General features: G+C 67.6%; 16 protein-coding genes. 8 read left to right on the plus strand and 8 right to left on the minus strand.

The window, feature by feature from the left end; translation table 11 throughout:
* Nucleotides 1–213 precede the first annotated feature (213 nt).
* Nucleotides 214–1119: a phospholipase A2 gene (locus tag BGP03_RS24260; RefSeq protein WP_298800789.1), complete on the plus strand. Its 906-nt coding sequence runs from the start codon at nt 214–216 to the stop codon at nt 1117–1119.
* 390 nt (nt 1120–1509) lie between these two features.
* On the opposite strand, the gene BGP03_RS24265 is transcribed toward BGP03_RS24260, so the two are convergent.
* A complete protein-coding gene (locus BGP03_RS24265; RefSeq protein WP_298800790.1) occupies nt 1510–2307 on the minus strand; it encodes a hypothetical protein in 798 nt (265 codons plus the stop codon).
* Nucleotides 2308–2714: 407 nt separating this feature from the next.
* The gene (locus BGP03_RS24270) at nt 2715–3665 is read right to left on the minus strand and encodes an IS481 family transposase (RefSeq protein ID WP_298800791.1); all 951 of its coding nucleotides are present in this window, start codon (nt 3663–3665) and stop codon (nt 2715–2717) included.
* Between the two features lie 392 nt (nt 3666–4057).
* On the opposite strand from BGP03_RS24270, the gene BGP03_RS24275 reads away from it, so the two are divergent.
* From BGP03_RS24275 to BGP03_RS24285, 3 genes are all read left to right on the plus strand, one after another.
* Entirely contained in the window at nt 4058–4855 is a 798-nt protein-coding gene (locus BGP03_RS24275; RefSeq protein WP_298800792.1) for an NgoMIV family type II restriction endonuclease, read from the plus strand.
* 141 nt (nt 4856–4996) lie between these two features.
* On the plus strand, nt 4997–5416 hold the full coding sequence (locus tag BGP03_RS24280; protein ID WP_298800793.1) for a very short patch repair endonuclease: 420 nt from the start codon (nt 4997–4999) through the stop codon (nt 5414–5416).
* Between the two features lie 67 nt (nt 5417–5483).
* Nucleotides 5484–6662, plus strand: a complete 1179-nt coding sequence (locus tag BGP03_RS24285) for a DNA cytosine methyltransferase (protein ID WP_298800794.1) — start codon at nt 5484–5486, stop codon at nt 6660–6662.
* A 43-nt stretch (nt 6663–6705) separates the two neighbouring features.
* Here the strand turns inward: BGP03_RS24285 and BGP03_RS24290 are convergent, their stop codons facing one another.
* Complete coding sequence (locus BGP03_RS24290) at nt 6706–7761, minus strand: NaeI family type II restriction endonuclease (protein ID WP_298800795.1); 1056 nt, start codon at nt 7759–7761, stop codon at nt 6706–6708.
* Between the two features lie 402 nt (nt 7762–8163).
* Here BGP03_RS24290 and BGP03_RS24295 point away from each other — a divergent pair, with 402 nt between their 5' ends.
* From BGP03_RS24295 to istB, 3 genes are read left to right on the plus strand one after another with little or no spacing between them, the layout of a single operon-like run.
* Entirely contained in the window at nt 8164–8553 is a 390-nt protein-coding gene (locus BGP03_RS24295; RefSeq protein WP_298800796.1) for a DEAD/DEAH box helicase family protein, read from the plus strand.
* A gap of 23 nt (nt 8554–8576) precedes the next feature.
* Entirely contained in the window at nt 8577–9878 is a 1302-nt protein-coding gene (gene istA / locus BGP03_RS24300) for an IS21 family transposase (RefSeq protein WP_299737611.1), read from the plus strand.
* The gene (gene istB, locus BGP03_RS24305) at nt 9879–10685 is read left to right on the plus strand and encodes an IS21-like element helper ATPase IstB (RefSeq protein WP_299737614.1); all 807 of its coding nucleotides are present in this window, start codon (nt 9879–9881) and stop codon (nt 10683–10685) included.
* A gap of 1302 nt (nt 10686–11987) precedes the next feature.
* Here the strand turns inward: istB and BGP03_RS24310 are convergent.
* The 3 genes from BGP03_RS24310 to BGP03_RS24320 form a co-directional block, all read right to left on the minus strand.
* Nucleotides 11988–14201, minus strand: coding sequence for a hypothetical protein (locus tag BGP03_RS24310; protein WP_298799432.1), 2214 nt, complete (start codon nt 14199–14201; stop codon nt 11988–11990).
* A gap of 656 nt (nt 14202–14857) precedes the next feature.
* The gene (locus BGP03_RS24315; RefSeq protein ID WP_296366585.1) at nt 14858–16000 is read right to left on the minus strand and encodes a site-specific integrase; all 1143 of its coding nucleotides are present in this window, start codon (nt 15998–16000) and stop codon (nt 14858–14860) included.
* The gene (locus tag BGP03_RS24320; protein WP_296366587.1) at nt 15997–16371 is read right to left on the minus strand and encodes a helix-turn-helix domain-containing protein; all 375 of its coding nucleotides are present in this window, start codon (nt 16369–16371) and stop codon (nt 15997–15999) included. Before BGP03_RS24320 ends, BGP03_RS24315 begins: the two co-directional genes overlap by 4 nt.
* A gap of 493 nt (nt 16372–16864) precedes the next feature.
* Here BGP03_RS24320 and BGP03_RS24325 point away from each other — a divergent pair, with 493 nt between their 5' ends.
* Entirely contained in the window at nt 16865–19861 is a 2997-nt protein-coding gene (locus BGP03_RS24325; protein ID WP_296366588.1) for a DEAD/DEAH box helicase family protein, read from the plus strand.
* Nucleotides 19862–20185: 324 nt separating this feature from the next.
* On the opposite strand, the gene BGP03_RS24330 is transcribed toward BGP03_RS24325, so the two are convergent.
* A complete protein-coding gene (locus BGP03_RS24330) occupies nt 20186–21658 on the minus strand; it encodes an IS1380 family transposase (RefSeq protein WP_298799433.1) in 1473 nt (490 codons plus the stop codon).
* Nucleotides 21659–22258: 600 nt separating this feature from the next.
* Nucleotides 22259–23635 carry an ATP-binding protein gene (locus BGP03_RS24335; protein ID WP_296377676.1) on the minus strand — a complete coding sequence of 459 codons (1377 nt, stop codon included), beginning with the start codon at nt 23633–23635 and terminating at the stop codon, nt 22259–22261.
* Between the last annotated feature and the right edge of the window lie 133 nt (nt 23636–23768).

Raw genomic sequence — 23768 nt, forward strand, 5'->3', positions numbered from 1 at the left:
CATGACGCCGACATGAATCGTCACTCTCAATACTGCGGCTGCGGCCGATCGCCCGCCTCCAGGGACCGATGGGTGTCCCGAGCCCGGGTGACAGCCGCAAACACTCCCCGGACCTGAACGGATACGCCCCCGATGCGAGCACACCTCGGCGCCCCTACACGGCGCCCCACACGAACAGCCCGGTTGGTCGCGCGAGCCGCGACGATCACCGCGTTGGCGATCGCGGTCGTCGCGAGCGCGGGCACTCCCGCCCTGGCTTACACTCAGATCGACCGAAACGAGCAGACCCGATACGCCGTCGAAACGATGAACCTCACCTACTCGGGGTTCCTCGCCCGCAAGGACGACTTCACCCGGGCTGGCTGCCGCAAGGACGGTTACGAGAACAACGGATTCCCCTACCCGGGGTGCCGCAAGCCGTCGCCGTACAACGCCTTCAACTGGTCCGACGACGGCTGCAGCGGTAGAGAGCAGATCGGGTTCGTCTCGAACGTCTACCGCAACCTGTTCAACAAGCCCTGCCAGCTCCATGACTTCGGCTACCGCAACTTCGGCAAGGGCCTGACCCTCAGCCGGACTGAGGAGACACGCGCGTGGATCGACAGTCGCTTCCGTACGGAGATGTATCGACTCTGCGAGACGAACTACGCTGGCAATCGCCTGCAGCGCGGCGCCTGCAAGACCAACGCCGACATCGTCTGGGCCACTGTCCGGAACACGGGCGGCAACTGGGACACACCGCCCGAGACGCCACCTGCCCCTCTGGATCCCACCCCGGCTCCCCAGCCGGTACCAGCACCGTCACCCACACATCCGACCTTCACCGTGATGAACACCAGCGAAGCCCCGCCCGACGGCGTGTGGTTCCGGAGGAGCCCCCACACTGCCGACACCGACCGCGTCACCGGACACGGTGTCTACCGCGGCGAGCGCGTACAGCTGACCTGCTACGCCTGGGGAGACGCGGTCGGCGCCTACGGCAATCGCCTCTGGTACGCCGTCACGAACGTCACCCGACCGACGGTCGCCAGCGCTCCGAATAGCGGCTACCTCAGCGCCCACTACGTCGACGACGGCGCAGCGGCCAACCAGACTGTCACCGGCGTCCCAGCCTGCTAACGGTTACCGTACGGGCCTGTGTCATTGGCTCCGGCATTGAAGCGCCTCGACTGAGCACGGCATGGCTCCTCCAGCGTCGCAGCGACGTCGACATCACATGGTGGAACGGTCCACTCACCCCGGTGGGCGGACCGTTCCATCATGAACAGCGAACATTGCCATCGGATTTTCCTCGACGACTACCCCTCATTGTTGGAGGTCCTCCAGCAGATCCCCACGCCGGAAGGACAGACGTTGCATAGCCGAATGCGGACAGTGATCCGGTACTGCCAAATGGTTCTGTCGGTCAGTCCCGACCGCAGGTGTTCGTCAGCGTCGGCCGCATCCCGGATCTGACACGGGACCAGGTCCGCGAGTTCCGACTGCACCCCGCCCTCCCTCCGCCACCGATCATGGGCCGCTCGGCCGGGTCGGCGGGACCGCCGTGGCCGCTTGAGACGCGGCCGCCTGAGATGCGATCGCCTCGAAGTGGTTACGCAGCTCGGTCATCTTCGCGAGGTACCCGCCCGCGACCGCGAGGTGCGTGCGGGCCGTGTCCTCGTCGATCTGCACGCCGCTCGGGTGGCCGGCGTCGTTGCGGGTGACGCGCAGCAGGTCGGTTACCGCGTCGAGTGTCAGTGGGTCGGCGAGCCCCTGCGGCAGGGTCGCGCGGTCGGATTCGAGCACCTTGCGCAGCTCGTCGAAGCGCGTGTTCTGCGAGCTGCGCGGGTTATCGAGCGCGGTGCCCAGCTTCATCGCACGGGCTCCGACTGCGGCGACGACCGCGCGGGCGAGGCCGATGAACACCTGCTCGGCCGCGACGCCGAGCATCACCGACGACGAGAGGTAGCACCGGGCGTTGAACGCGCGCAGCGCCTCGTCGAGGTAGACGAGCGCTGCGGGGTCGACATCGGGCGCCCGCGTGCGCAGGCGGCGCAGGAACCCGTCGGGGTCGCGCGGTTCCCACGTGCCGCCCGATGCGGCGAGCAAGCCGACCTCGGTCAGCCGCCAGTGCCAGTTGTCGGGGCCCTGCTGTCCAGGGTCGAGGTACGCGATGCCCTCGGCGAGCAGGCCCCACAGCGCGGCGTGAGCCTCGTGCAGGCGGCACCCACTGCGGGCGACGATGTCCGCAGGCAAGTAGGACGACCCGAATCGGGTGTCCCCGCGCGGGGTCGCGAGCAGCTCGATCGTGTGTCGCCGGACGTCCATCGCTGGGACGGTATGCCCCACGGCGACAGGGATGCCGATCGCCTACGCAGTTTCGAGGTTCGACAGCTCGACCCCCGCGTCGAGGGTAGGCGAGCGCGATCGCGGCGTGCTCGGGGAGGTGCCGGGCAGTGCGGCGCCCGAGGTGCAGCGGGACCGTCCCGCTGTCGCTGTCGAGCTCGGCCGAGGTGGCGACGTCGAGGTGCATGCGGCTGCCCTGCGCGCAGGTGCTCGAGGTAGAAGCCCTGCGGCTTCCCGGCCGTTCGCAGCCCGCTCAGGCGCCGGTGGTCGCGCAGACGCTTGCGCAGGCCGCCGCTCAGCTCGACGACACCGATCCCAGCTCGGTACCGACACACCAGACATCGTGCACGCGTTGCTCTAGGTGTACTGACCCGGGACGTTGTTGACGGTCATGCGGCGAGTCGGGTGATCGGGGGACGGCCGCCAAGGGCGGAGTGGGCGCGTCGAGTGTTGTAGTCGTGGACCCAGCTGTCCAGCGCGGCGAGCCGGTCAGTGTTGGACAGCCAGGGCTGGGCGTAGGCGAACTCGGTGAGCAGGGTCCGGTTGAGCCGCTCGGCCTTGCCGTTGGTCCAGGGGCAGCCGGGTTTGGTGAACCGGCGCCGCAGCCCGAGCGCGACGCACACCGCCCGCCAGTTGCCACCGATCCGGTAGACCTTGGCGTTGTCGGTGAGGATCCGCAGCACCCGCACCCCCTGGTCGCGGAACCAGGTGATGGCGCGGTGCAGGAACCCGGCGCACGTCAGGTCGCGTTCGTCGGGAAGCGCTTCGATGTAGGCGACCCGGGAGCGGTCATCGACCGCGACGTGGAGGTAGTCGTAGCCGATCCCGCGCCCGCGAACTTCCTCGCAGCGGCCGTGCAGCCGCCACCCGCCGCCATCAGGGACCCGACCCAGCTTCTTGACGTCGATGTGGAGCAGATCCCCAGGGTGGGGGCGTTCGTAGCGGATCCCGGAGTGCCGGCGCCGCACCTCGGCCCCGGTGATCGGGTCGATCGAGGCCAGGTGTGGCACGTGGTGGCGGGCCAGGACCCGCCCGACGGTGGAGGCGGCCAGGCCGAGCTCGCCGGCCAGGTAGACCGCGCCGCGGCGAATGTCCGCGCGCAGCGTCAGGATCTGCGCTTCCACCGCAGGAGCGGTGCGGTTGGCGATGGTGTGCGGGCGCGAGGAACGGTCCTCCAGCCCGGCCCAGCCCTCGGCCCGGTAGCGGCCGATCCACTTGGCCACCGTGGGGCGCGACACCCCGAGTTGTTCGGCGATGCGGGCCTGGGGCCAGCCAGCCAGATGACGTTCCACCATCAGCCTGCGGGCGAACACGGTGGTGCGGGCGTTACGGTGCGACACGGAGGGCCTCCTGTGGCCGAGATTGGTGCGTCAGACACACCCACCTCGCCCGGAGGCCCTCCCTCGTTCAAGCCGACACGCCGTCAACAACCTCCTGGGTTACTACATCTAGGCGATGACGGTGAAGATCGATGTAGAGAGCAGGGACAGCATCACCCCGACGTTCCGCGTGCCGACCGAGTCTCCGCCCGCCACCGGCGGTGGTGAAACCGGACGGCCAAGTTCTTACATCGCTTGGATCGGTGCTTGCGTGTCTTCGCGGGTACTGACATGGCCTTGGACGCTTGAACCGAGTCGCCGCGTGGCAGGGTGATGTTGTGCCCGCCGTGTTTGCGTCCACTCTCTGTGGCTATCGAGTCACCGACGAGGGGTTTCTGACAGACAGACCGAACATGTCGGACGCGAGCGACACGCTGTCGGTCCGTTTGGGTACCGCGTTGCTGGATGCGCTCGGTGTCGCCAGGACCTGTCCCGCCCCGACCGATCCGGGTGCTGGTCTGGAGCGGGGGATCAAGGCCGCTCTTGAGGCGGTTCGCCCTGATCTTGAGGTCGTCAGAGGTGCCACGGTCACGGGGTACGCGCAGTACTCCCATCTCGACGTCCTGCCCCGCTTCGTCCGCAACTATGTCGGATCGCAGGCGCTCGCGCGCAGGATCGCCGACCGGGTCGCGCGCCTGCCGGTGGGATCGGACCGGTCCGAGCTCGCCACGTTGCTCGCTGGCCTGGAAGGGGCGCTCGGTGCTGAGGCCGCGGTGGTCGAGCAGCTGCGTCGCGATCTGCCTGGGGAGTCGATCCTTAAGCTCGACGTGGCCGCCGCCCGGCCCGGTATGGGCGGTGCCTTGTCCGAGCTGGTGGTCGGGGTGTCGGCGAAATGGTCGTTGCGAACCGACCGAGCCCAGGATTGCGTGTCCCAGGGTGGCCGCCTGGTGGGTCTGCGACGAGGACGGATGCCCCACTACGCCGTCGTGACCATCGAGCCTCGCCCGGCCATGCTCAAGATCATTGCGGATGGATCCGGATCCGTCGACTGCGTCTACCACCTGAACCTCGCGGCCCTTGATGTCGCCATCGCCGACGTCGCGTCCACCACCCCACGAGCTCGATCATGGGTCGACACCTACCACCGGCTGGTGGACCAGCGCAGACTGTTGGACTTCGACGATCTTCTGGCCGAGGTAGCCGCCCACTGACACTCAACGCCCAGCTGTCGTCGACGAACTCGACCGCGCGCTGACGTCTATCCGGGGAAGGCGAAAGCCTCCGGTCGGAGCTCGCGCTATCCACGGTCTCGGGGCCCGGCTCGTGCGGGCCCACTCGGGCACCATGTCGGTGTGCCTTCGCTTCCCTCGACCCCGACGACCCGTGCCCGGATGTCGCGCCAGCGGGCCCGGGACACCGGTGCGGAGTTGTCGTTGCGACGGGAGCTGCATCGGCTCGGGCTGCGCTACCGGGTGCATCGTCGGCCAGTGCCCGGGGTCCGGCGGGAGGCGGATGTGGTGTTCGGGCCGTCGCGGGTGGCGGTGTTCGTGGACGGCTGCTTCTGGCACGGCTGTCCGGAGCACGCGACGTGGCCGCGGTCGAATGCTGAGTTCTGGCGCGCCAAGATCGAGGGCAACCGACGGCGGGACACCGATACCGATCGTCGCTTGGCCGAGGTGGATTGGGCGGTGCTGCGCATCTGGGAGCACGAGGATCCCGCGACGGCGGCACGCCGTGTGCAGGATCTGGTCGCGACACGCCGACCGCGATGATGGCCCTCGTGCTGCGGTCGGCTAACGTGCTGGCGTGGTGGCTACCAGGGGTCCCAAACCGCTGTCCATGATCGATCTGTTCGCGGGCTGCGGCGGTATGACCTCGGGTTTCCTGTCCACGGGGGCGTACCGCTCGGAGATGGCGGTGGAGTGGGAGCTGCCGGCGGCGGCAACCTATGCGGCGAACTTCGGGGAGTCGCACATGCGGTGGGACGACATCGCCGAGATCCCCGACGAAGACATCCCGCCGGTGGATCTGGTGATCGGTGGGCCGCCGTGCCAGGGGTTCTCGAACCTGGGTGCGCGGGATGTGAACGATCCCCGCAATAAGCTGTGGAAGCAGTACATCCGGTTCGTTCAGCACGCTCGCCCGAAGGTCTTCGTGATCGAGAACGTGGACCGGTTCCTGTCCTCGGCGGAGTTCGCGCTGTTGCAGAACGAGGTCGCCGAGGGCGGGCTTCTCGAGGGCTACGAGCTCACCGCCGGGCATCTGTTGGCGGCCGACTTCGGGGTGCCGCAGCGGCGTAAACGCACGATCGCGATCGGGTCCCGGATCGGACCGATCCCGCTACCGACAGCCACTCATAGCCGCCGCGACTCGCTGTTCAGCCAACTGCACTGGCACACCACCCACGACGTGTTGGCCGGGCTGCCGGAGCGACCGGTGACCACCGTGCTGCCCGCGTCGACGATCGAGGTGTTCGACCGGGTAGTGCCGGGCCGGTTCAAGAGTTCGGATCTGCATCTTGGCCGAAACCCGACCCCGTTGTCGTTGCAGCGTTACCAGACCATCCCTCCCGGCGGCGGGCGATTCGATCTGCCGGATGAGTTGACGCCGAGGTGCTGGCGGGAGAAGAAGTCCGGCACCACCGACGTCATGGGCCGTATGCGCTGGGACCAGCCTTCGTTGACCATCCGGACCGAGTTCTACAAGCCGGAGAAGGGTCAGTATCTGCACCCGCAGTGGGAGCCTGGGCCGCGTGGACATCGGGTGGACCGGCCGATCACGCACCTGGAAGCGGCGCGGTTGCAGTCGTTCCCGGACACCTTCGAGTGGTGCGGCACGAAGATTCAGATTGCGAAACAGATCGGGAACGCGGTTCCTCCGATGCTGGCCGAAGCGATCGCCCGGCACCTGGAGCCCTACCTGCGCGGAGCGGTCGGCCCCGCCGGGCATGAGCTTGGACACGAGGAGCCGGTGATCTGCCGCCTGTGCGACCAGGCCACAGTCTCCGAAGCGTCCTGACTCTGAGCAGTAGCTACCTCGCTGGCTCGGCCCGGGTCTGGCGCTACTCGGGTTCGCGGCCCTGCGCCGGTAAGACAGGTGCTTCGACGGGTTCGTCGGCGGCGGTGGCGAGGCGCCAGTGGCTGCCCTGGAGTTTGATCGTCCTCGTCCGATCCTCCGTCGCCGTAGCGGTGTCGTTGCTGGATGCGTCCCCGGCGGTGGAGCCGGCGGGTGCAAGTCGGACGCTGACAAAGCGACCCTTCGTGGGCCGGGGCAGCCCCAGCCCTGCGGCGAGTTCCGGGTGCGGCGCGTAGTGGCCGAAGATCACAATCCCTTCCGACCGTAGGTGCTTGCGAGCGTCACGGACCCGTTTGAGGCAGTCGTCCTGCTGGGCGGCCGTAAGCACGGTGGCCCGGTTGACCAGCACTCTGGGCAGCTCGCGGAACAGACTATTGACCGATTGCTGCCCGGATCGCTGGCCGAGGATGCGGCGCTGTTGATCGGCGGGTAGCCCGAGCAGGGTGTTCGCAACGAGGTCTCCCTCGCCCAGCCACAAAATGCTACGACAACCCAGATCGTTGAGTCTGCGCTTCCCGTCGCGCTGCTTGCCGGGGGGTTTGAGGACGTGCTGGTCGATGCGGATCAGTCCGGCAGCCCACCGGGAGGTGTAGTCGCTACCCCACACCGTCAGCGCGAGCTGGGGGTGTTTCGCGTACATCTCGCCGGGGATCTCCCAGCCGTACACGAGCCGCGACCATTTGCAATCGACTTCGATACCAGCGATCTTGTAGTCGAGGTCGTCGCCGTCGGCGAGGTCGAGTTCCTTCTGCAGGTTGATCTGGATCAGCGTGCCGACATGGGTCTTCTCGGTCTTGTTGAGCTGGTCGCCGTCCCAGCGGCCGGTGCGTTGGCCGTCGTAGATCTGGTCGAAGGTCTCCCGGATCACCTCCGGCAGCCGCGCGCACACCTCGAGCCCGTCCAGAGCGTCGCGGACTTCCCACAGCTCGGGGTCCTCTTCCCGCGTCGGAGGGACGTCCTCGAGGGTGAGGTCCGGCCCGAACTGCGGTCGCGGCCAGTTCTCCGGTCGAGGTGCGCGAGGCTTGCGACGACGCAGGGCCAAGGAATGCTCCGATCGCAAAATCCACTACGGGATCGCCCACGCAGGCGAGGTGACTCTTCGACGAGGCTATCGGAGACCCACACGTTGAGAGGCGCCCCATCTCGTCCTCGAGATGACGCGGATCCTCAGCACGGACAGCGGCGCGGCTCAGGTGCTCACCAACCCGGCGGCGCAGGATGACGGGTGGGTCGTCGTCGATGCCGGGCCCGGTTCTCCACCCGGAACGAGACCTTCCGTGTCCAACAACGCCCTGAGTGACTACATCTAGCGCCTGTCCGCCTCGCGCTCCAGGTTCGGCCAAAAGATGCGTGCCGTGACGAAATGTCCGGTTCTTCCCTACTCGCTGTCAGTCGGTCGATACCCGAGACCACCGCCACCCGTCGTCACGGCAGGATGACGACCATGGCGGTGTTCAAGACCAGGTCCGGTTCCAGCGGGGTACCTGCTGACCCTGAGCAGTTATATCGATTGCTGGCTGCAACCAACACCGGCCCGGCGGCGTTGTGGGCTCACCAGGCGGATGTGCTGCGGGCCTGGCACGACGACAAGCTGATCCACGAAGCGGACATCGCCATCGAGCTGCCGACCGGCTCCGGCAAGACACTGGTGGGTGCCTTGGTTGCAGAGTTTCTCCGGCGCAGGGACAACAAGCCCGTTGCCTACGTGTGCCCGAACAACCTGCTTGCGCGCCAGACCGCCACCAAGCTCTCGGACTACGGCATTCCGAACGTGCTCCTGATCGACTGTCGACGACGCGCTGAGACTGACCCTCTAGCGACGGGTTGGGACTGACCCCCTCCGTTGAAGCTGGAGGGGTGATCAAGCTGGAAGAGTGGGCTGAGGTTCGGCGGCTGCACCGCGCCGAGGGTGTGTCGATCAAGGAGATCGCCCGCCGGTTGGGGTTGGCTCGCAACACGGTGCGGGCGGCGTTGCGGGCGGATGTGCCGCCCTCGCGTGAGCGGGGGCCGCGCGGGTCGCTTGTGGACAAGGTGGAGCCGCAGGTCCGGGTGTTGCTGGCCGAGCATCCGAGGATGCCGGCGACGGTGATCGCGGAGCGGATCGGTTGGACGCACTCGTTGACCATCCTCAAGGACCGGGTGCGGGAGTTGCGGCCGTTGTTCCTCCCGCCCGATCCCGCTGACCGTCTGGAATACCGACCGGGCGAGCTCGCGCAGTGCGATCTGTGGTTCCCGCCGGTCCCGATCCCGGTCGGGGCCAGCGGCCGGCCGGACGGGCAACTGGTGTTGCCGGTGCTGGCGATGACGTGCGGATACTCCCGGGTGACCGACGCGGTGATGATCCCCTCGCGCAAGGCCGGGGACATCCTGGCCGGGATGTGGGAGATCATCGGCGGGTGGGGCCGCTGCCCCCGCACGCTGGTCTGGGACCGCGAGGCCGCGATCGGCGGCACCGGCAGACCCAGTGCGGAGGCCGCCGCGTTCGCCGGGACCCTCGGGGTGCGGATCAAGCTGACCCCGCCGCGGGACCCGGAGTCCAAGGGGCTCGTCGAGCGGCGCAACGGCTACTTCGAGACCTCGTTCCTGCCCGGGCGCAGCTTCGTCTCCCCGTTCGACTTCAACACCCAGATCCAGGACTGGCTGACCGACACCGCCAACGCTCGGCACCTGCGCTCGATCGGAACCAGCCCCACGCAGCGCTGGGCGAGCGATCGGGCCGGGATGGTCGAGCTGCCGCCGGTGGCGCCGATGGTGGGGCTGACCGGCCGGATCCGGCTGGGCCGCGACTACTACGTGCGCATCGACGGCAACGACTACTCGGTCGACCCGCGCGCGATCGGCCGGTTCGTCACCTGGATCGCCACTCCCGCCCTGGTCGCGGTCACCTGTGACGGGCAGATCGTGGCCACCCACGAGCGGGTCTGGGGCAGCGGCGCCACCCTCACCGACCCCGAGCACCGGGTGACCGCCCGCGCGATGCGCACCGAGTTCGCCACCGCTCGTGACCGCGCCCGAGCCGCGACCCGCTCGCACACCGACGGGCACGTCGTGGCCCTACGCGCCCTGCCCGACTATGACGCCCTGTTCGGCGTGGTCTTCGACCCCGCACCCGCCGACCCGACCGCCACCGACCCCACCTCCACCGCTGAAGGGCAGTAGATGACCACCGCGAAGACGACCACCACGAACACGACCGGCGCGAGCACCGAGCTCGGCTCGAAGCTGGCCTACCTGACCCGGGTGTTGAAGACGCCCACGATCGCCCGTGTCTGGGACGATCTCGCCGCCCAGGCCCGGGACCTGAACTGGTCGCACGAGGAGTACCTGACCGCGGTCCTGGAACGCCAGGTCGCCGACCGCGAGTCCGCCGGCACCACCATGCGCATCCGCACCGCCCACTTCCCGGCGGTCAAGACGTTGGAGGAGTTCAACCTCGACCACCTGCCCTCGCTGCGCCGCGATCTGCTCGCGCACCTGGCGACCGGCACGTTCGTGGCCAAGGCGGAGAACGTGATCCTGCTCGGACCACCCGGGATCGGGAAGTCCCACCTCGCGATCGGGCTCGGGGTCAAAGCCACCCAGGCCGGCCACTCGGTGCTGTTCGACACCGCCAGCAACTGGATCACCCGCCTCGCGGGCGCGCACCAGGCCGGGCACCTCGAGACCGAGTTGCGCAAGATCCGCCGCTACAAGCTGATCATCATCGACGAGGTCGGCTACATCCCGTTCGACCACGACGCGGCGAACCTGTTCTTCCAGCTCATCGCGTCGCGCTACGAACAGGGCTCGGTCATGGTCACCTCCAACCTGCCCTTCGGCCGCTGGGGCGAAGTCTTCGGCGACGAGATCGTCGCTGCCGCGATGATCGACAGACTTGTCCACCACGCCGAGGTCCTCACCCTCTCCGGCGACTCCTACCGCACCCGCGCCCGCCGCGAACTCCTCGCCAAGGACCGCGATAAATAGCACGAAACCGACCACGAGGGGGTCAGTTCCAATCCGTCGCCAAGGGGTCAGTTCTAACGCGTCGTTGACACCCCAGCACGTCCCGAGCTGGACCGGCTGAGTGCGAGTGGATGCCGCATGCCGCGGCAGGGATACTGCAGTGCATGCCTACAGGGTCACCCTCTTGGGAGTCATCGGCAGCGCGTCGCACCGCATCGCTGTCTAGGCGGCTCGTCGTGGGTCGGTCGGTGCTGGTGGACCGCGCGGTGATGACTCGAGCCGCATTGAGTGGGGTAGGTGAGGCAGGGCGCGCGGCCGCGTCCGCGCCGGGCCGTGATACTCACCTCCGGTTGGGTCAAGCGCGGATCACAGCGCAACTACAGCTCGGCGCATTCGCCGCGGCGTTGGAGGAGCTGCCTCGCCGCGACCGGCTCGCTCGAGTGGTGGCCCGTGGGTGGTTGGCGGCCGCGAGGAGCTACTTGTGGTTCGACAGCCCAGAGTTCGAGGACGCCGAGCGGATGGCCTACGGATTCATGAGTGGGTTGGCCAACGGATCTTGCCCACGCAATGGGGCCTGGCGGATCCGTCGCGCGCACGCAGCGGCCGAGGCTCGTTGGCACGCCGAAAACGGTCCGCAGATCTCCAGAGGGGTGGTTGAGGCAAGGAGAGCGGCTCGGCGACAGGGGTGGCTGCCCCTGGCACCTCGAGCGCGTCTTCCCCGTCTGCGCAGTTAATGTCGGGAGTCGTCCTGCCCGATGTGGGCAGGTCGATGCCGCCCCTGCGTACGGTTCGTGAGTCAGGCCGCTTGACACGAACGGTTCTCGCCGCGCTACGCTCGGGGTTGATGCCAGAGCGGGCGTGAGGCGATGCCTGTCCTTCCCGGGCGAAGGACGGCTTGTTCTGCTGCTGGATAGGGGTATCCACCGCTCACTTATCCCTTGACTGGGTGTCGTTAAGATGTTTGGGCCCCGGTTGTCGTCACGGAGTTTGGCCCCGGCGGGTCCGGCGCTGTTCGGGTTTGATCAGCTGGTGCGGTTGCATGGCATGGGTGGCCGGAGGAGGCTGCCATGATCCTCGACAGTCGGGCAGGTGCCCGGAAAGCATGGACGAAAAGTGTGGTGTGACACCAGATAGGTGGTCTCGCGAAGCTTCGAGTGAACGCGCGAAGGCCAGGGCGCGGGAGCTTCCCATCGTCGTAGGCGGGCAGGCTGGAACTCGGCCCGCCGGCTGACTGCTTGTCGCGTCGTCACTGATGAGCAGAGGCCATTCGCGTCCTGCCACAACGTGGGCGGCCGGGCGACACCGGTGACCGACAACCGGTCGTCATCCCTCTCCGGAGCGGTTCGTTGGCAGGCTCGTGGGGCCGTCTCGGTCCCAGAGCAGCCGACTCTGAGCGAGTTCCTCCTCGTCGAGGTCGGGGTCGCCTCGTATGGCCAACAGTGTTGTTTCCCATTCGCGGAGACCGTCGCTGCAGGGAGTGAGGAGGACGCCTACGGTGAGGGCGTTCTCGAGCTCTGCCGTCGTACCTCGCTCGTGGTGCCGAAGCATCACCCAAGAACGGAACGCCGCCGGTGTCGTGTCGTTCAGGGCGGAGCAGACTCCGAATCCGAGTTGTGGGACGTCGAGACCGCGCCGGTAGCTGCGGAATCGCCATCGGGTTTCCTCGCTGGGCTGGTCTCGTGTCGTGAGCAGCTCGCTGAGGAGGAGCCCGCCGAGTTCTGTCCGATGTGCGACAGGGAGACGGTCGATAGCCGCGAGTACCTCGATCCGCTCGTGCTCTTCGCCCTCGAAGGTCGAGTTGGCGATGTCCTCCAACATGATGCGGATGATGCCGTGGGCCTGGTCGTTGTTGTCGTGACCTGCTGGTGCCATCGGTAGGAGAGGCGCCGAGCGGTGTTCGCCGTCCAGCCTCGGATCGGGCGGGTCGGGCTCGGCCTCGAGGTCGGCGCGTGCCAGCTCGAAGTAGCGTTCCGGCTCGCCTCCGAGCTTGGGGCATGGCCCTCCGACCCGGTGCAGGTAGTCGATCACTTGACGTGTCGAACGCAGCTGGTCGAAGAGGAACTCCCAGTCGCGACGTAGCAGCGTCACGACGCGGGTCGTTCCCCTGCGATGGTCCTGCGAAGCGAGTCCGGATGGGGGGTCGGGATGATCGACGATCACTGCTCCGACCCAGTCGATGGTGCTGCCATGGACTTGCACCAGGCGGTCGCGCCCGTTGGTCATCTCCACCCTGCTGGCACAGAGCCGGCGAACGGTTCCGTGAATTTGTCGCGCGGCTTGGGCGACCTTCTTGTCGATCCAGGAAGTCTCCTTGTCGACGTCGCCGGTGGCTGCTGCCCGGTTCTTCACCTGGAGGACGATTCCGCGGTCACCCGCTAGGACCAGCCCGTCGCTGATCTCCCGGTTGCGAGAGCCCGCGTGGTCGGCTTTCGGGAGCAGGACGAAGTCCGGAAGGCCCCATGTTGCGGCGGCGTTGTGGGTGGCCATCTCCGCCGCGGTGCCCGAGATGACGTTCGGGTTGAGGGGCGTTGCTGGTGGAATCCTGCGCTCGAAGATCCCGTCCGGCGTCGTGAGCAGGAAGATCAGCTCCTGAGTGCCGTGTACGAGGCCAACGCCCAGTTCGGATCTCGCGAGCGCGTCGAGTTCTTCCCGTGACCAGCGTTGCGGAGTTTGTTCAGCTGCAATCCAGGTGTCGGGGTGCTTTGCATCCGAGACACGGCGGATCGGGCCGACCTGCGACATGAGGTTAGCGAAGCATTGCGCGAACAGGGTGACTGCAGCAATGGTGGCCTTCATCCGTCGGTCGAATGTGTCGTCGCCGTCCGTCGGTTGGAAGCCATGCGGGAGTGCCAGGTCGACGTAGCTGCCCGTACGTGCTGCGACGTGTTTGCCTCTCGCAACTCGATAGGTGGCGACGGCCATCTCTTCGTCGAGCGGGCCGGGTGGCGCGATCTCAAACGCGAGAAGCTGCTCCGGATCGCTCACCTCGATCTCGGGTTCGACTGGCGTGACCCAGGCGCCTACGAGTGCATCGTCGTCCAGGAGCGTTGTCCAGTCGAGGAGCTGCGCGATTCCGGTGCGGACGCGCTGGGCTGTGGGGGCTGGCGGGGGCTCGCGGAACGGTTGGCAGTCGGTGATCAACCGCTGCTGAGACCTGAGGATGCCGTCGAGGCAGGACTCTTCGAGGAGTGCCGCGTACCCGTCCGCAGAGTCGGCGAAGGGAAAGAACCGCGGGCGGTCTGGCTCGGTGGACCTCCGCCGAATGCTGAGACCGGCGACCGTCTCCTGAACAAGCGAGTCGAGAGTGGCCCACAGCTCGTTCAGGCACTCGCGGAACGCTTCGGTTAGCTCCGCGCGGGCTCCCTCCGGCCATCGCGCGGAGACGATGATCCGGCCAGAACCGTCGGGGTCGGTGGCGGCGTGCTCCTCAACCAGCCCGGAGCCCAGGTGCTCCTCCCATAGCTTCGCGACGCGGTGGTGGGCGGAGATCGCCGCTGTCAGGTGCTCTGCGGCCTCCGGGTAGTGCTCCCCGAGCATCGGGCAAGCCTAGAGGTCGTTCGGATCGATCATCCGGGTGATCGTCGGCGGCGTGGTTTGGGTGGGGCGCCGGGTCGCAACCGTGGCGGCTTCGGCTGCGCAGCTGGACGCGCTGACATTCATCACATGGCGCTCGTTGTACGAGGACGGCGGGCGGCATCTACCCCAGCCTCGGCTCACCGGAACGGCGATCCTTATCCGCCGCGCCGCATACGAGCACCTGGAACGGTGGGCGCGGAGTCGACTCATTCGAGACCGACCACGTTGTCGGAGGGCCGACAGACTGATCGCGGACGGACAGTCGGTCGCGCGTTCGACATTGACTGAACGAGGTGGAGCAGATCTGGAGCACGGACCTGGCGTGAACCGGCGAGAACTGCGTTCAACGGCGTCGAACTGCACCAAGATGACGTGCGCAGAGTCTGTTTCCGCAGGTCACGGCACTTGTCGGGCCAGGCTGGGGGTCAAGGGGTCGCAGGTTCAAATCCTGTCGTCCCGACGGCCGGAACGGGCGGTTCCCTTCGACGGGGGAGCCGCCCGTTCTGCTTTCTACCTGCGAGAACGTGGCCTGGATCTTCTTGCCGCCGCGCTCGTGACGCCGGTCTCATGATCGTCGCCGACGTGTCCGTGGGCCCGCTGAGTGACTATCTGAGTGTCTATCCCGCGTCGTCGCTCGGGAACAGGCTGTCCATGGTCGCGGCGCCCTCTTCGAGGACGGGCCGGAGTTGGTGTCGGTAGACGCGTTCGGTGACGGCAGTGCCGCTGTGGCCCAGTAGCCGGGCGATCTGCTCGATGGGCACACCGGAGTCGGAGAGGATCGACACGAAGCTGTGGCGCAGCTCGCGAGGCGTCCAGGCGGTGGCGTCGAGGCCGGCGTCGCGGACGATGGCGCGGAAGGCGCGTCGGACGTTGTGGGGGTCGAGTTCGGTGCCGTTGGCGGTGGCGAACACGAGCGCGGTCGGGTCGGGTGTACGTCCGAGCCGGGCCCGGTGCGCGTTGAGAGCGTCGACGCAGCGTCGGGGCAGGGCGAACCGGCGGCGCGACTTGCGAGTCTTGGTGTCGCCGCCGGCACGCACCGAGCGCAGGACCGAGATGGCAGGCGGTACGGGTGGTGTCGCGTCGGGTTGTCCGGTGAGGTCGACGTCGGCCCAGCGCAGGGCCCGCACCTCCTCGGTCCTGGCGCCGGTGAGCAGTGACAGCACGACGTAGGCGTGCAGCGACGAGCCGTGTGCGGCGGCTACGAGTCGTTCGGCTTGCTCCCATGTCAGGGACTTGGACGGGCGACCGGCTTGCCCGGTGGGAACGGCGCACAGGGCGACGACGTTGCGTTTGACCTTTTCGCGGGCCATCGCCCGAATGACCGCTCGGCTGAGGATCGAGTGCATCAGGCGCAGGGTGCGGGTGCTGACCTCCTGGGCCTGCGCGCGCAGCCAGCGGTCGACGTCATCGGCGGAGAGGTCGCGGAGCCGGCAGCGGCCCAGCGGGGCGACGATGCGGGATTCGGCGATCGTCGTGTAGTTGTCCACCGTTGCACGGGACCGGTTGGGCAGCCCGTAGGTGAGCCAGTCGCGGACGGCTTCGGCGACGGTGTAGTTCGACGGAGCGACGGCGACGCCGTCGTCGTGGTCGCGCAGCAATTCCTTGAGCTTGTTCTTGGCCTCGGTCTTGGTGATGCCGCTGGCCTTGCGAGTGATGCGCTTGCCGCGGGCGTCGAAGCCGGTGGTGATGGTGGCGATCCAGCGTTCGCGTGTCTCGTCCCAGTGCAGGCCGCCCTCGCCGCGGCTGCGGCGGGCGGTCACGACGCGGCCCCGAAGGGCGCGTCGGCAACTGCCTCCGTTTCGAGGAGTGCGACGTAGTCGTTGATGGCCGCGGCGGTGATGAGCCGGGTTCTTCCGACGTGGACGGAGCGCAGCCGGCCGCTGCGGAGCTGCTCGTAGATCACGCTGCGCTTGAGCGAGAGGATCTCCATGGCCTCCGTGACGCGGTACAGTTCCTTGTCGATCATGGCTGTGGCGGGGTTGGTGTGCTGGACATGTCCGCCTCCCGTGTCTGCAGGCGGTCCGCTGTTGTCCGCCGAGGTACGAGGAAGGCTGCGAAATGCGATGACTGCCTGCGTGGTCAGGACATGTACCGCAGGCTGGTTCTTGCTGCGATCGAGGAGCCGGAGCATGGCTCTGATCTTCGTGGCGCTTGCCGCCGGTTCCGATGGTGACATCGTCAATGTGGACAACTTGACGGCGTCATGGTCGTGTCGTGGCAGACCCGTGGTCCTTAGCGTGGATTCCTGCATGTGATCTGGCCTTGGTGCGGACTACCGCTTCGGGCACCACCGGCGCCTCGGTGGTTCTGCTCGCGGCTGTTCCCCTGTGAGCTTCGACTGCCGCCCCAGCGGAGCGGCGGTCAGCCGATGTTGACGCCTGCAGCGGTGGCCAGCATCGCCTGGTACTCATTGCCAGCCGCGTTGGTCGCGATGTCGGCGTCGACGAACTCGGTCCGGGCGACCGCGATAGGGTCGCTTCGGTTGTTGCGGATCTCGGTCCTCGTATGACACGGCGTTGTAGGACGGCGCCGTCAGATCTCGGGATGCGTCAAGGGACGCCACCCTTTCGTCCAGCCCACCCGGTCCTGCTCGAGTGGACCGCCGCGAAGGAGGCCCTATCCCGTTGACGGAAATCGAATGCCGCACGGTCAGCGGTGGGGAGTTGTGGTGGCTTCGCGAAGGCCCAGGGGCGCACGGTCAGGAGCCAAAGGACATCCACGTGGTCGCGGATGCGCTGGAGGGATCCTTCAGATTCGTGGAGGAGTCGAACACAGCGGCCGGCCTGCGCGCGCCGCAGCTCGGTGCGTTGCACGCGGTTCTCGCCCACCGGTCCACTGAGGAGCACGAACCGATCACCATCGTGATGCCGACCGGCACAGGCAAGACGGAGACGATGCTCGCGGCGTATTGCTATGAGCCGTCGCGGACGATGGTCATCGTCCCGTCGGATGCCCTGCGAACCCAGATCGCCACGAAGTTCGTAAGCCTCGGGGTGCTCCCCGAGGTCGGTGCCGTTGCAGGCGACTTCCTGTGCCCGGTCGTCCTAGTGCTCCGCAGCGGCCTGACGACAGAGGAAGAAGTCGACGAGCTACTCGACAGCACCAACCTCATCGTGGCGACGGCTCAGGCACTCGACCGATGTTCCAAGCTGGCCCTTACCCGTCTGGCAGCGGGTTGCGAGCGCCTTTTTGTGGACGAGGCACACCACCTCGGGGCGCGAACCTGGCGGGAGATCGTCGACCTGTTCGCCGATCGTGAGGTGGTCCAGTTCACCGCCACGCCCTATCGAGAGGATGGAAGGCATCTGGGCGGTCGAGTCGCCTATACCTATCCGTTGCGGCTTGCCCAGAAGAACGGGTACTTCGCGCGGATCAACTATCGGTCTGTCATCGATCTTGCCGACCCCGACCGGGCGGTCGCGACTGCGGCCGTCGCCCAGCTGAGGGCGGATCTGGATGCCGGCTACGACCACCTGCTAATGGCGCGCGTGAGCTCGGTGGACCGCGCCAAGCAGGTCGTCGCGCTGTACGAGGAGATTGCCCCGGACCTGCACCCGTTGCGCATCGACACAGGACTCGCCGCCCCGACCCGCCGCAAGCGTCGGGACAGGCTCGGGCGGGACTGTCGCGTCGTGGTGTGTGTCAACATGCTCGGCGAGGGGTTCGACATGCCGAGTCTCAAGATCGCGGCCATCCACGATCCGCAGAAGAGCCTCGGCGTCACGCTTCAGTTCATCGGGCGCTTCACCCGCACTGGTGGGGCGGCCCTGGGTGAAGCCTCCGCTTTCGTGCCACTCCAGGTGACCGGCATCGACGAGCGGCTCCGGAAGCTCTACGGCGAGGACGCGGACTGGAACGAGGTCATCCAAGATCTGACCGAGCGCGGAGTCGGGCGGGAGCGGGACCGATCCGACTTCGAGCGCGGGTTCGGTTCCCTGCCCCGTGAGGTGGCAATGCGGAGCATCCATCCGAAGATGAGCACGGTCGTCTACCGAACGCCAACCACCCCGCCGTGGCGCCCGGAGGGTGTCTACGACCTGTTCGAGGACCGGCTCCTGACTACGCAGCTGGGGATCAACAACAACAGCAAGGTCGTATGGTGGGTGTCGAGGCAGGCCATGCCGGTGCGGTGGGGGGACTTCGCGAGCTTCAACGAACTCGTTCACCACCTGTATGTGGCCCATCTCGACGAGTCGGCCGAGTTCCTTTACATCAACAGCACCGACAACAGCTCGCTCCACGAGGATATCGCGAGGACCGTCTGCGGCGACGGCGTCAGCCTGGTGAAGGGAGAGGCGGTTTACCGGGTCCTTGCGCAAGTGCAGCGTCGCATCCCCACCAACGTTGGGCTCCTTGACTCCGTCAGCCGAAATCGGCGCTTCTCGATGTATGTCGGGCAGGACGTCCTACACGCATGGCGCGGCGAGGGCGGAACGAAGATGAAGACCAACATCTTCGCGCACGGTTTCACCGATGGACGCGCCGTGAGTTTTGGGGCATCGCGGAAGGGGCGGGTATGGAGTCACGAGCAGGCACGAGACATCCACGACTGGGTTCGGTGGGCGCGTCTCGTGGGTCCGGTGATCACCGATACGTCGATCTCGTTGGACACCGTGATGTCGGGCTTCCTACTACCGCAGCCGGCCACCGAGCGCCCGCCGCTTGTGCCGCTGTCGATCGAGTGGCCGCACCATCTCGTCGCCACGATGAGCGAGAACCGCAAGGTCTCACACGGTGGTGTGGAGTTCTCGCTCCTCGACACTGAGCTCGCACTGACCGGCCACACCGCTGACGGCCCGTTGCAATTCGAGTTGCGAACCCCGGAGTGGTCGCTCGAGTTTGCGTTCGAGTTCGACGAGAACGAACCGCCGACGATCCATCCGGTCGGTGACGACGGAGTGGTCACGACACCGTCGGGGCGGGGCAGCCTCGCTGCGTTCCTCACCGCCCACGGGCTGCTCGTCACGTTCGAGAACGAGCTCGTCCTGGTCGAGCAGGGCTATCTCCTGCAGCCCGACCGCGAGCGTCGACTGTTCCCCTCCGAATCGATCGAGGTGTTCGACTGGTCCGGGATCGATATAACAAGCGAGTCGCAGGGCCCGGAGCGTGACCCGGCCACCGTTCAGCACCGCGCCATTCAGGTCATGTCCGCCGAGTCCGAATGGGAAATCGTCATCGATGACGACGGCACGGGCGAGTTGGCTGACGTCGTGTTCCTGCGCCGGATGGACGACGAATTGGAGGTGCTGCTCGCACACTGCAAGTACTCTTCCAAGGAGAAGGCGGGAGCCCGCATCGGCGATCTCTACGACGTCTGCGGACAGGCCATGAAGATGAACCGAGCGAAGTCTATGCCCGAACTGCTCACCAAGCGGCTGTTCCGTAGGGAGAACGATCGGATCGCGGCCGGGAGGAGCGGGCTCGTCGTAGGCGACATCGAGACCCTCGCCGCGGTGGTCCGCGAGTCTCGTTTCCGCCGACTCCGCGTGACCGTTGCAATCATCCAGCCCGGCATGTCCAGGGCGAAGGCAAGCGAAGACATGCGAGCGCTGCTGGGAGCATCGGACCGCTTCCTGTCTGAGACATACGGCATGTCCTTGCGAGTCATCGCCAGTCCCTGATGCTCTGTCGATCTGTCTGGGTGGACGCACAGCTACGTGAACCGCTGCCGCTTGGCCGACTGAGGCCGCCGGCTCGGGCCCTTCTTCACGCGACGCGACGATGGCAACACGACTCCTAACGATCAAGGACGTGCTGCGACGGTGGCTAGAACCACGCCGTCGACATCTTCTCAGACCCGAATCCGCGAGTAGTCGCTGAGCTGGTCATGCCGCCGAGAAGTTGATGTTGTTCGGGTCGCGGATCGGGTGACGGGTAGTGCGGCGGCCCGAGTGTCGCCTCGGGTGTGCGGGTTCCGGTGCTGGTCGGGGCCGGGATCGGCCTGGTCAGGATGGGTTCGGGAGAGCTCGCAGGCGGGCGAGGACCTCGGCGAGCAGGTGCTCCCCGGGCGGGAGGCGGAGGGTGAGACCGCGGGCGTGGCGGACCAGGCGGGCGGGGACGGCGATCAGCCGCCGCCGCAGGGTTGCGATCATGGCTTGGCCGCCGCGGACACCGTGCCCGACCAGCCGCCCGCCGCGGTGGGTGGCGGTGAGGTGGTGCAGCCAGCCGCAGCTGGTGGCGGCGAGCAGCGCGCCCCACATCCAGGCCCGGTTCACCGCGTGGCGCCCGGAGGGCAGGTGGCGCAGCGCGGCGCCGTGCTTGGTGTCGCGGAACACGTTCTCCACGCTCGTGCGGTGGCGGTACCAGTGCTCGACCTGCGCAGCCTTCTCGCCGGTGGACACGTCGAGGTTGGTCACGATGAACGAGTAGGCGAACACGCCGTCGATCTCAGCCACCCCGGCGAGTTCGTCGAGCGGGAGCGCGCGCTGGTCGGGGTGCAGGGTGCGCCGGCGCCGCGCGCGCGGGTCGCCCGAGACCTGGCCGCGGTCCAGATCGAGCCGGACCCGGCGGATCAGCAGGCAGGTGGTGGCGGGCCACCAGTTCGGGCAGTAGTCGGCGACGGCGACCTGGGCTGCGGTCATGTCGATCGCGTCGGTCCACGCGCCGGCCGGGACGCTGTCGAGGATGCGCCACAGCGGCGCGGTCCGCCGCGCGCCGATGGCGAACTCCACCTCGGTGAACAGGCAGGCGCGGGCGAGTTGACCGGCGAAGTAGCCCGCGTCGGCGCGCACCCGGACCCGGCCCGCCCGCGCCGGCGCGGGAAGCGCGGCCAGGGCCCGGCCCAGCAGCTCGGCGCTGGTGGCGCGCGGGTCGTCGCGGCCGTCACCGAGATCCGCGGCCAGCACCACCGACGCGTCCGCCCACGTGGCGACGTGCGGGCGGCCGACCCGCTGACCCTGGTGGTTGAACGCCACCCCCTGCTTGGCCCGGCCGTAGACCTCGACATCGGTGGTGTCCAGGTCGATCGTCACCTCCGCGGCCAGCGCGTGCGCGCGACCCGGGTCGATCCGACCGAGCAGATCGAGCGCGCCTGCGTGCACATCACCGAGCCCGGTCTCCACCGCCGCCCACTGGGCCTGCGACAGCCGCCGGGCCAGGCCCGCGGCGGTCGTCGAGGCCAGCCCTGGGACCGGGGTCAGCGCCTGCCCGGCGGTATCGGCGCGGTGGCGGTCCAGCCCGACCAGGAAGTCCTCCCCGCACAACTGCACCGCGCCCATGCCGACCAGCACCTGCCCCGCGGTGAACCCGCGGTCCCGGGACTTAATCGGTCCGACCGCGGCGTCAAGCCGGTCGATCAGCCCGAGCCGCTCGCACAGCTCGGTCACCGCGGCCAGCCCGGAGAACCTGGTCAGCGACTCCTCCGGCGCGCCGACCTGCACCCGCGCCCGGCGCGCGCGGCGCTTGCGTACTCTTCGCACCTGATAGGTGTCCTCTCAACCCGCTGTGCCGTGTCGTCGCAAACACGATCATCGCAGGTCAGCGGGCACCTATCGCCATCTCCCCGTCGGGCGATCCGCCGCTACTCGCGGATTCGGGTCAGACTTAGGCGCTCGTCGACACTTGGCGAAGTGGGTTCGATAGTCGTCGAAGATCTGGATCGGGCAGTCGGCCTCGCAGGTCAATCGGATAATGGGGCCTAATGACGTCCGGCGCCAGCCGCTGGGGCCGGAGTGAGCGGGCAGGTCTCCCGGATTGCCGGATTTCGGGTCGAACTAGCGTGGCCCATCAGAAGCTGCCCGAGCGGTTCGATTCGGAGTGGCCAGCGCGTGGCCGCGGAGCAGCAAGATATGTAAGAAGGCATGCTTCGGGTAGTTACCGGGAACGGGGGCGTTCCCGAGTTGCTGTTGCACTGACTGATGGGCGGTCGTTCCGGCGCGGCAGCACAGCTGTTGGACGAGATCGCGCCGCAGCCCACGAACAGCCGGGCCGGGCCGCACGTACAGCTCGCTGCAAGCGCCAATCTTCACAGGGACAGCCGTGGGGAATCGATGGATCTTCGTGGTCGCAACTCGAAGGGGTCAGTCGGGGACTGCGGTCGATCCGACCATGATGCCGTGCACCTCGGCCCAACTTCGAAGCTGCTGGAAGTGCGCGTCGTGGCTCCAGTACTGAGGTTGGACGCGGCCATCGCGGGTGAGCTGCGAGAGCTCGGTGACGCCGAACGCCTGCCCGATCTCGTGACTGAGGATCGCGGCCGCCGAGACGAGCGCGGGCCCCGCGTCGGCGAGGTCGTCGAGGGCGACGCTGAGTCGCGCCGGTCGGATCGGCAGGTTCACGGCCCGGCTGTTAGGGAGTGCGTCGGTGAAGCCGTGGTTGCGGTAACTGCCTATCTTGACCGGTCCCCCGGTTGTGCCGGCCACGAGTTGTGCCTTCAGGAGTGCGGTACCTCCGGTCGCGGCACGATCTCGGGCGTTGGTGCCGAGCCGGTGTAGCCCGCTGAGTACGGCCAGGGCCAGCCATTCGTCGGAGATCAGATGAGCGGCGGGCGCCTCGTCCTCCGCACCGAACGATGCGCTGGGATGCCTGGTGATGTCGTGGAGGCCCAGGGCGTAGATGCCCGAGCCGTCGGCGTGGAGCGCGAGTAGCGCGGAGTGAGCCTGCGGTGAGTAGGTCGAGGTGTTGTCGGCGAGGAAGCAACGTTGCCCGACGGAGACTCGGAAGAAATGCATCCCGATGTCCACCACAGCCACAGGCTGCTCGAGTACGGATGTACGGAACGCGGCAAGGTTCGGTGCGGAGACAACGATCTCGCCCGGAAGGTCGGGCACGAGCGAGATCAGCACCCACGGGTGCCTGCCAAGGTCCAGGAGCGCGATGGCGTCGCGCTCGATCTCGACGAGGCGATCGTCCTGCAGGCCTGCGCCCAGCTGGCGTTCCCGGTAGGCGGTGGCGACCTCGGGTTCGGAAAGGTACCGGGTCACGGTGCCGTTGCGCTTCGGGTAGCGCAGATCGGGGTTCTTCGTCACGGCATGTGGTGCGGTGGGGCTGCGCGGTACCGCGATCAGCAGGTACCCGAGTCCCTCGGCCAGGTTCTCGTCGTCGACGGAGATGATGTCGAAGACCGGCATCGGCACGACTCCCGCGGCGATGATCTGTTGGAGGCGGGTCTTCTCCCGGTCGGAGATGGTGGTGCCGGGGGTGGCTGAGGCGCGGCCTTGGTCGTCCTCGTCGACGCCGATGATGATGACGCCGCCGGCGGTGTTCGCGAGCGCGGCGACATCTTTGGCCAGTTCCCTCTTGTCCTGGTCGCTGCCGCCGTAGGTTTCCTTCTTCAAGTCCAGGTCGAAGGCTTCGGTGACGCCGTTGGACACCATCGCCTTGATGTGCAGGGCGGTGAGCTCATCGAGTGGGGCGCCGAGGACCGTCTCCAGCCGCCTGGAGCGCAGGTTTACCACTCGACGCACCACGCGGCCGGGTGAACTGGGTGGTGCGCATGCCTGTCATTGAGCGTCACGCCACCTCCTCGTGAGTCGAGCTAGGCCTGTTACACACCCCACCAGAGCGTGGACCGGACGAGCTACGGAGCTC

This window comes from Pseudonocardia sp. 73-21 (assembly GCF_001899645.1).
Taxonomy (GTDB): domain Bacteria; phylum Actinomycetota; class Actinomycetes; order Mycobacteriales; family Pseudonocardiaceae; genus Pseudonocardia.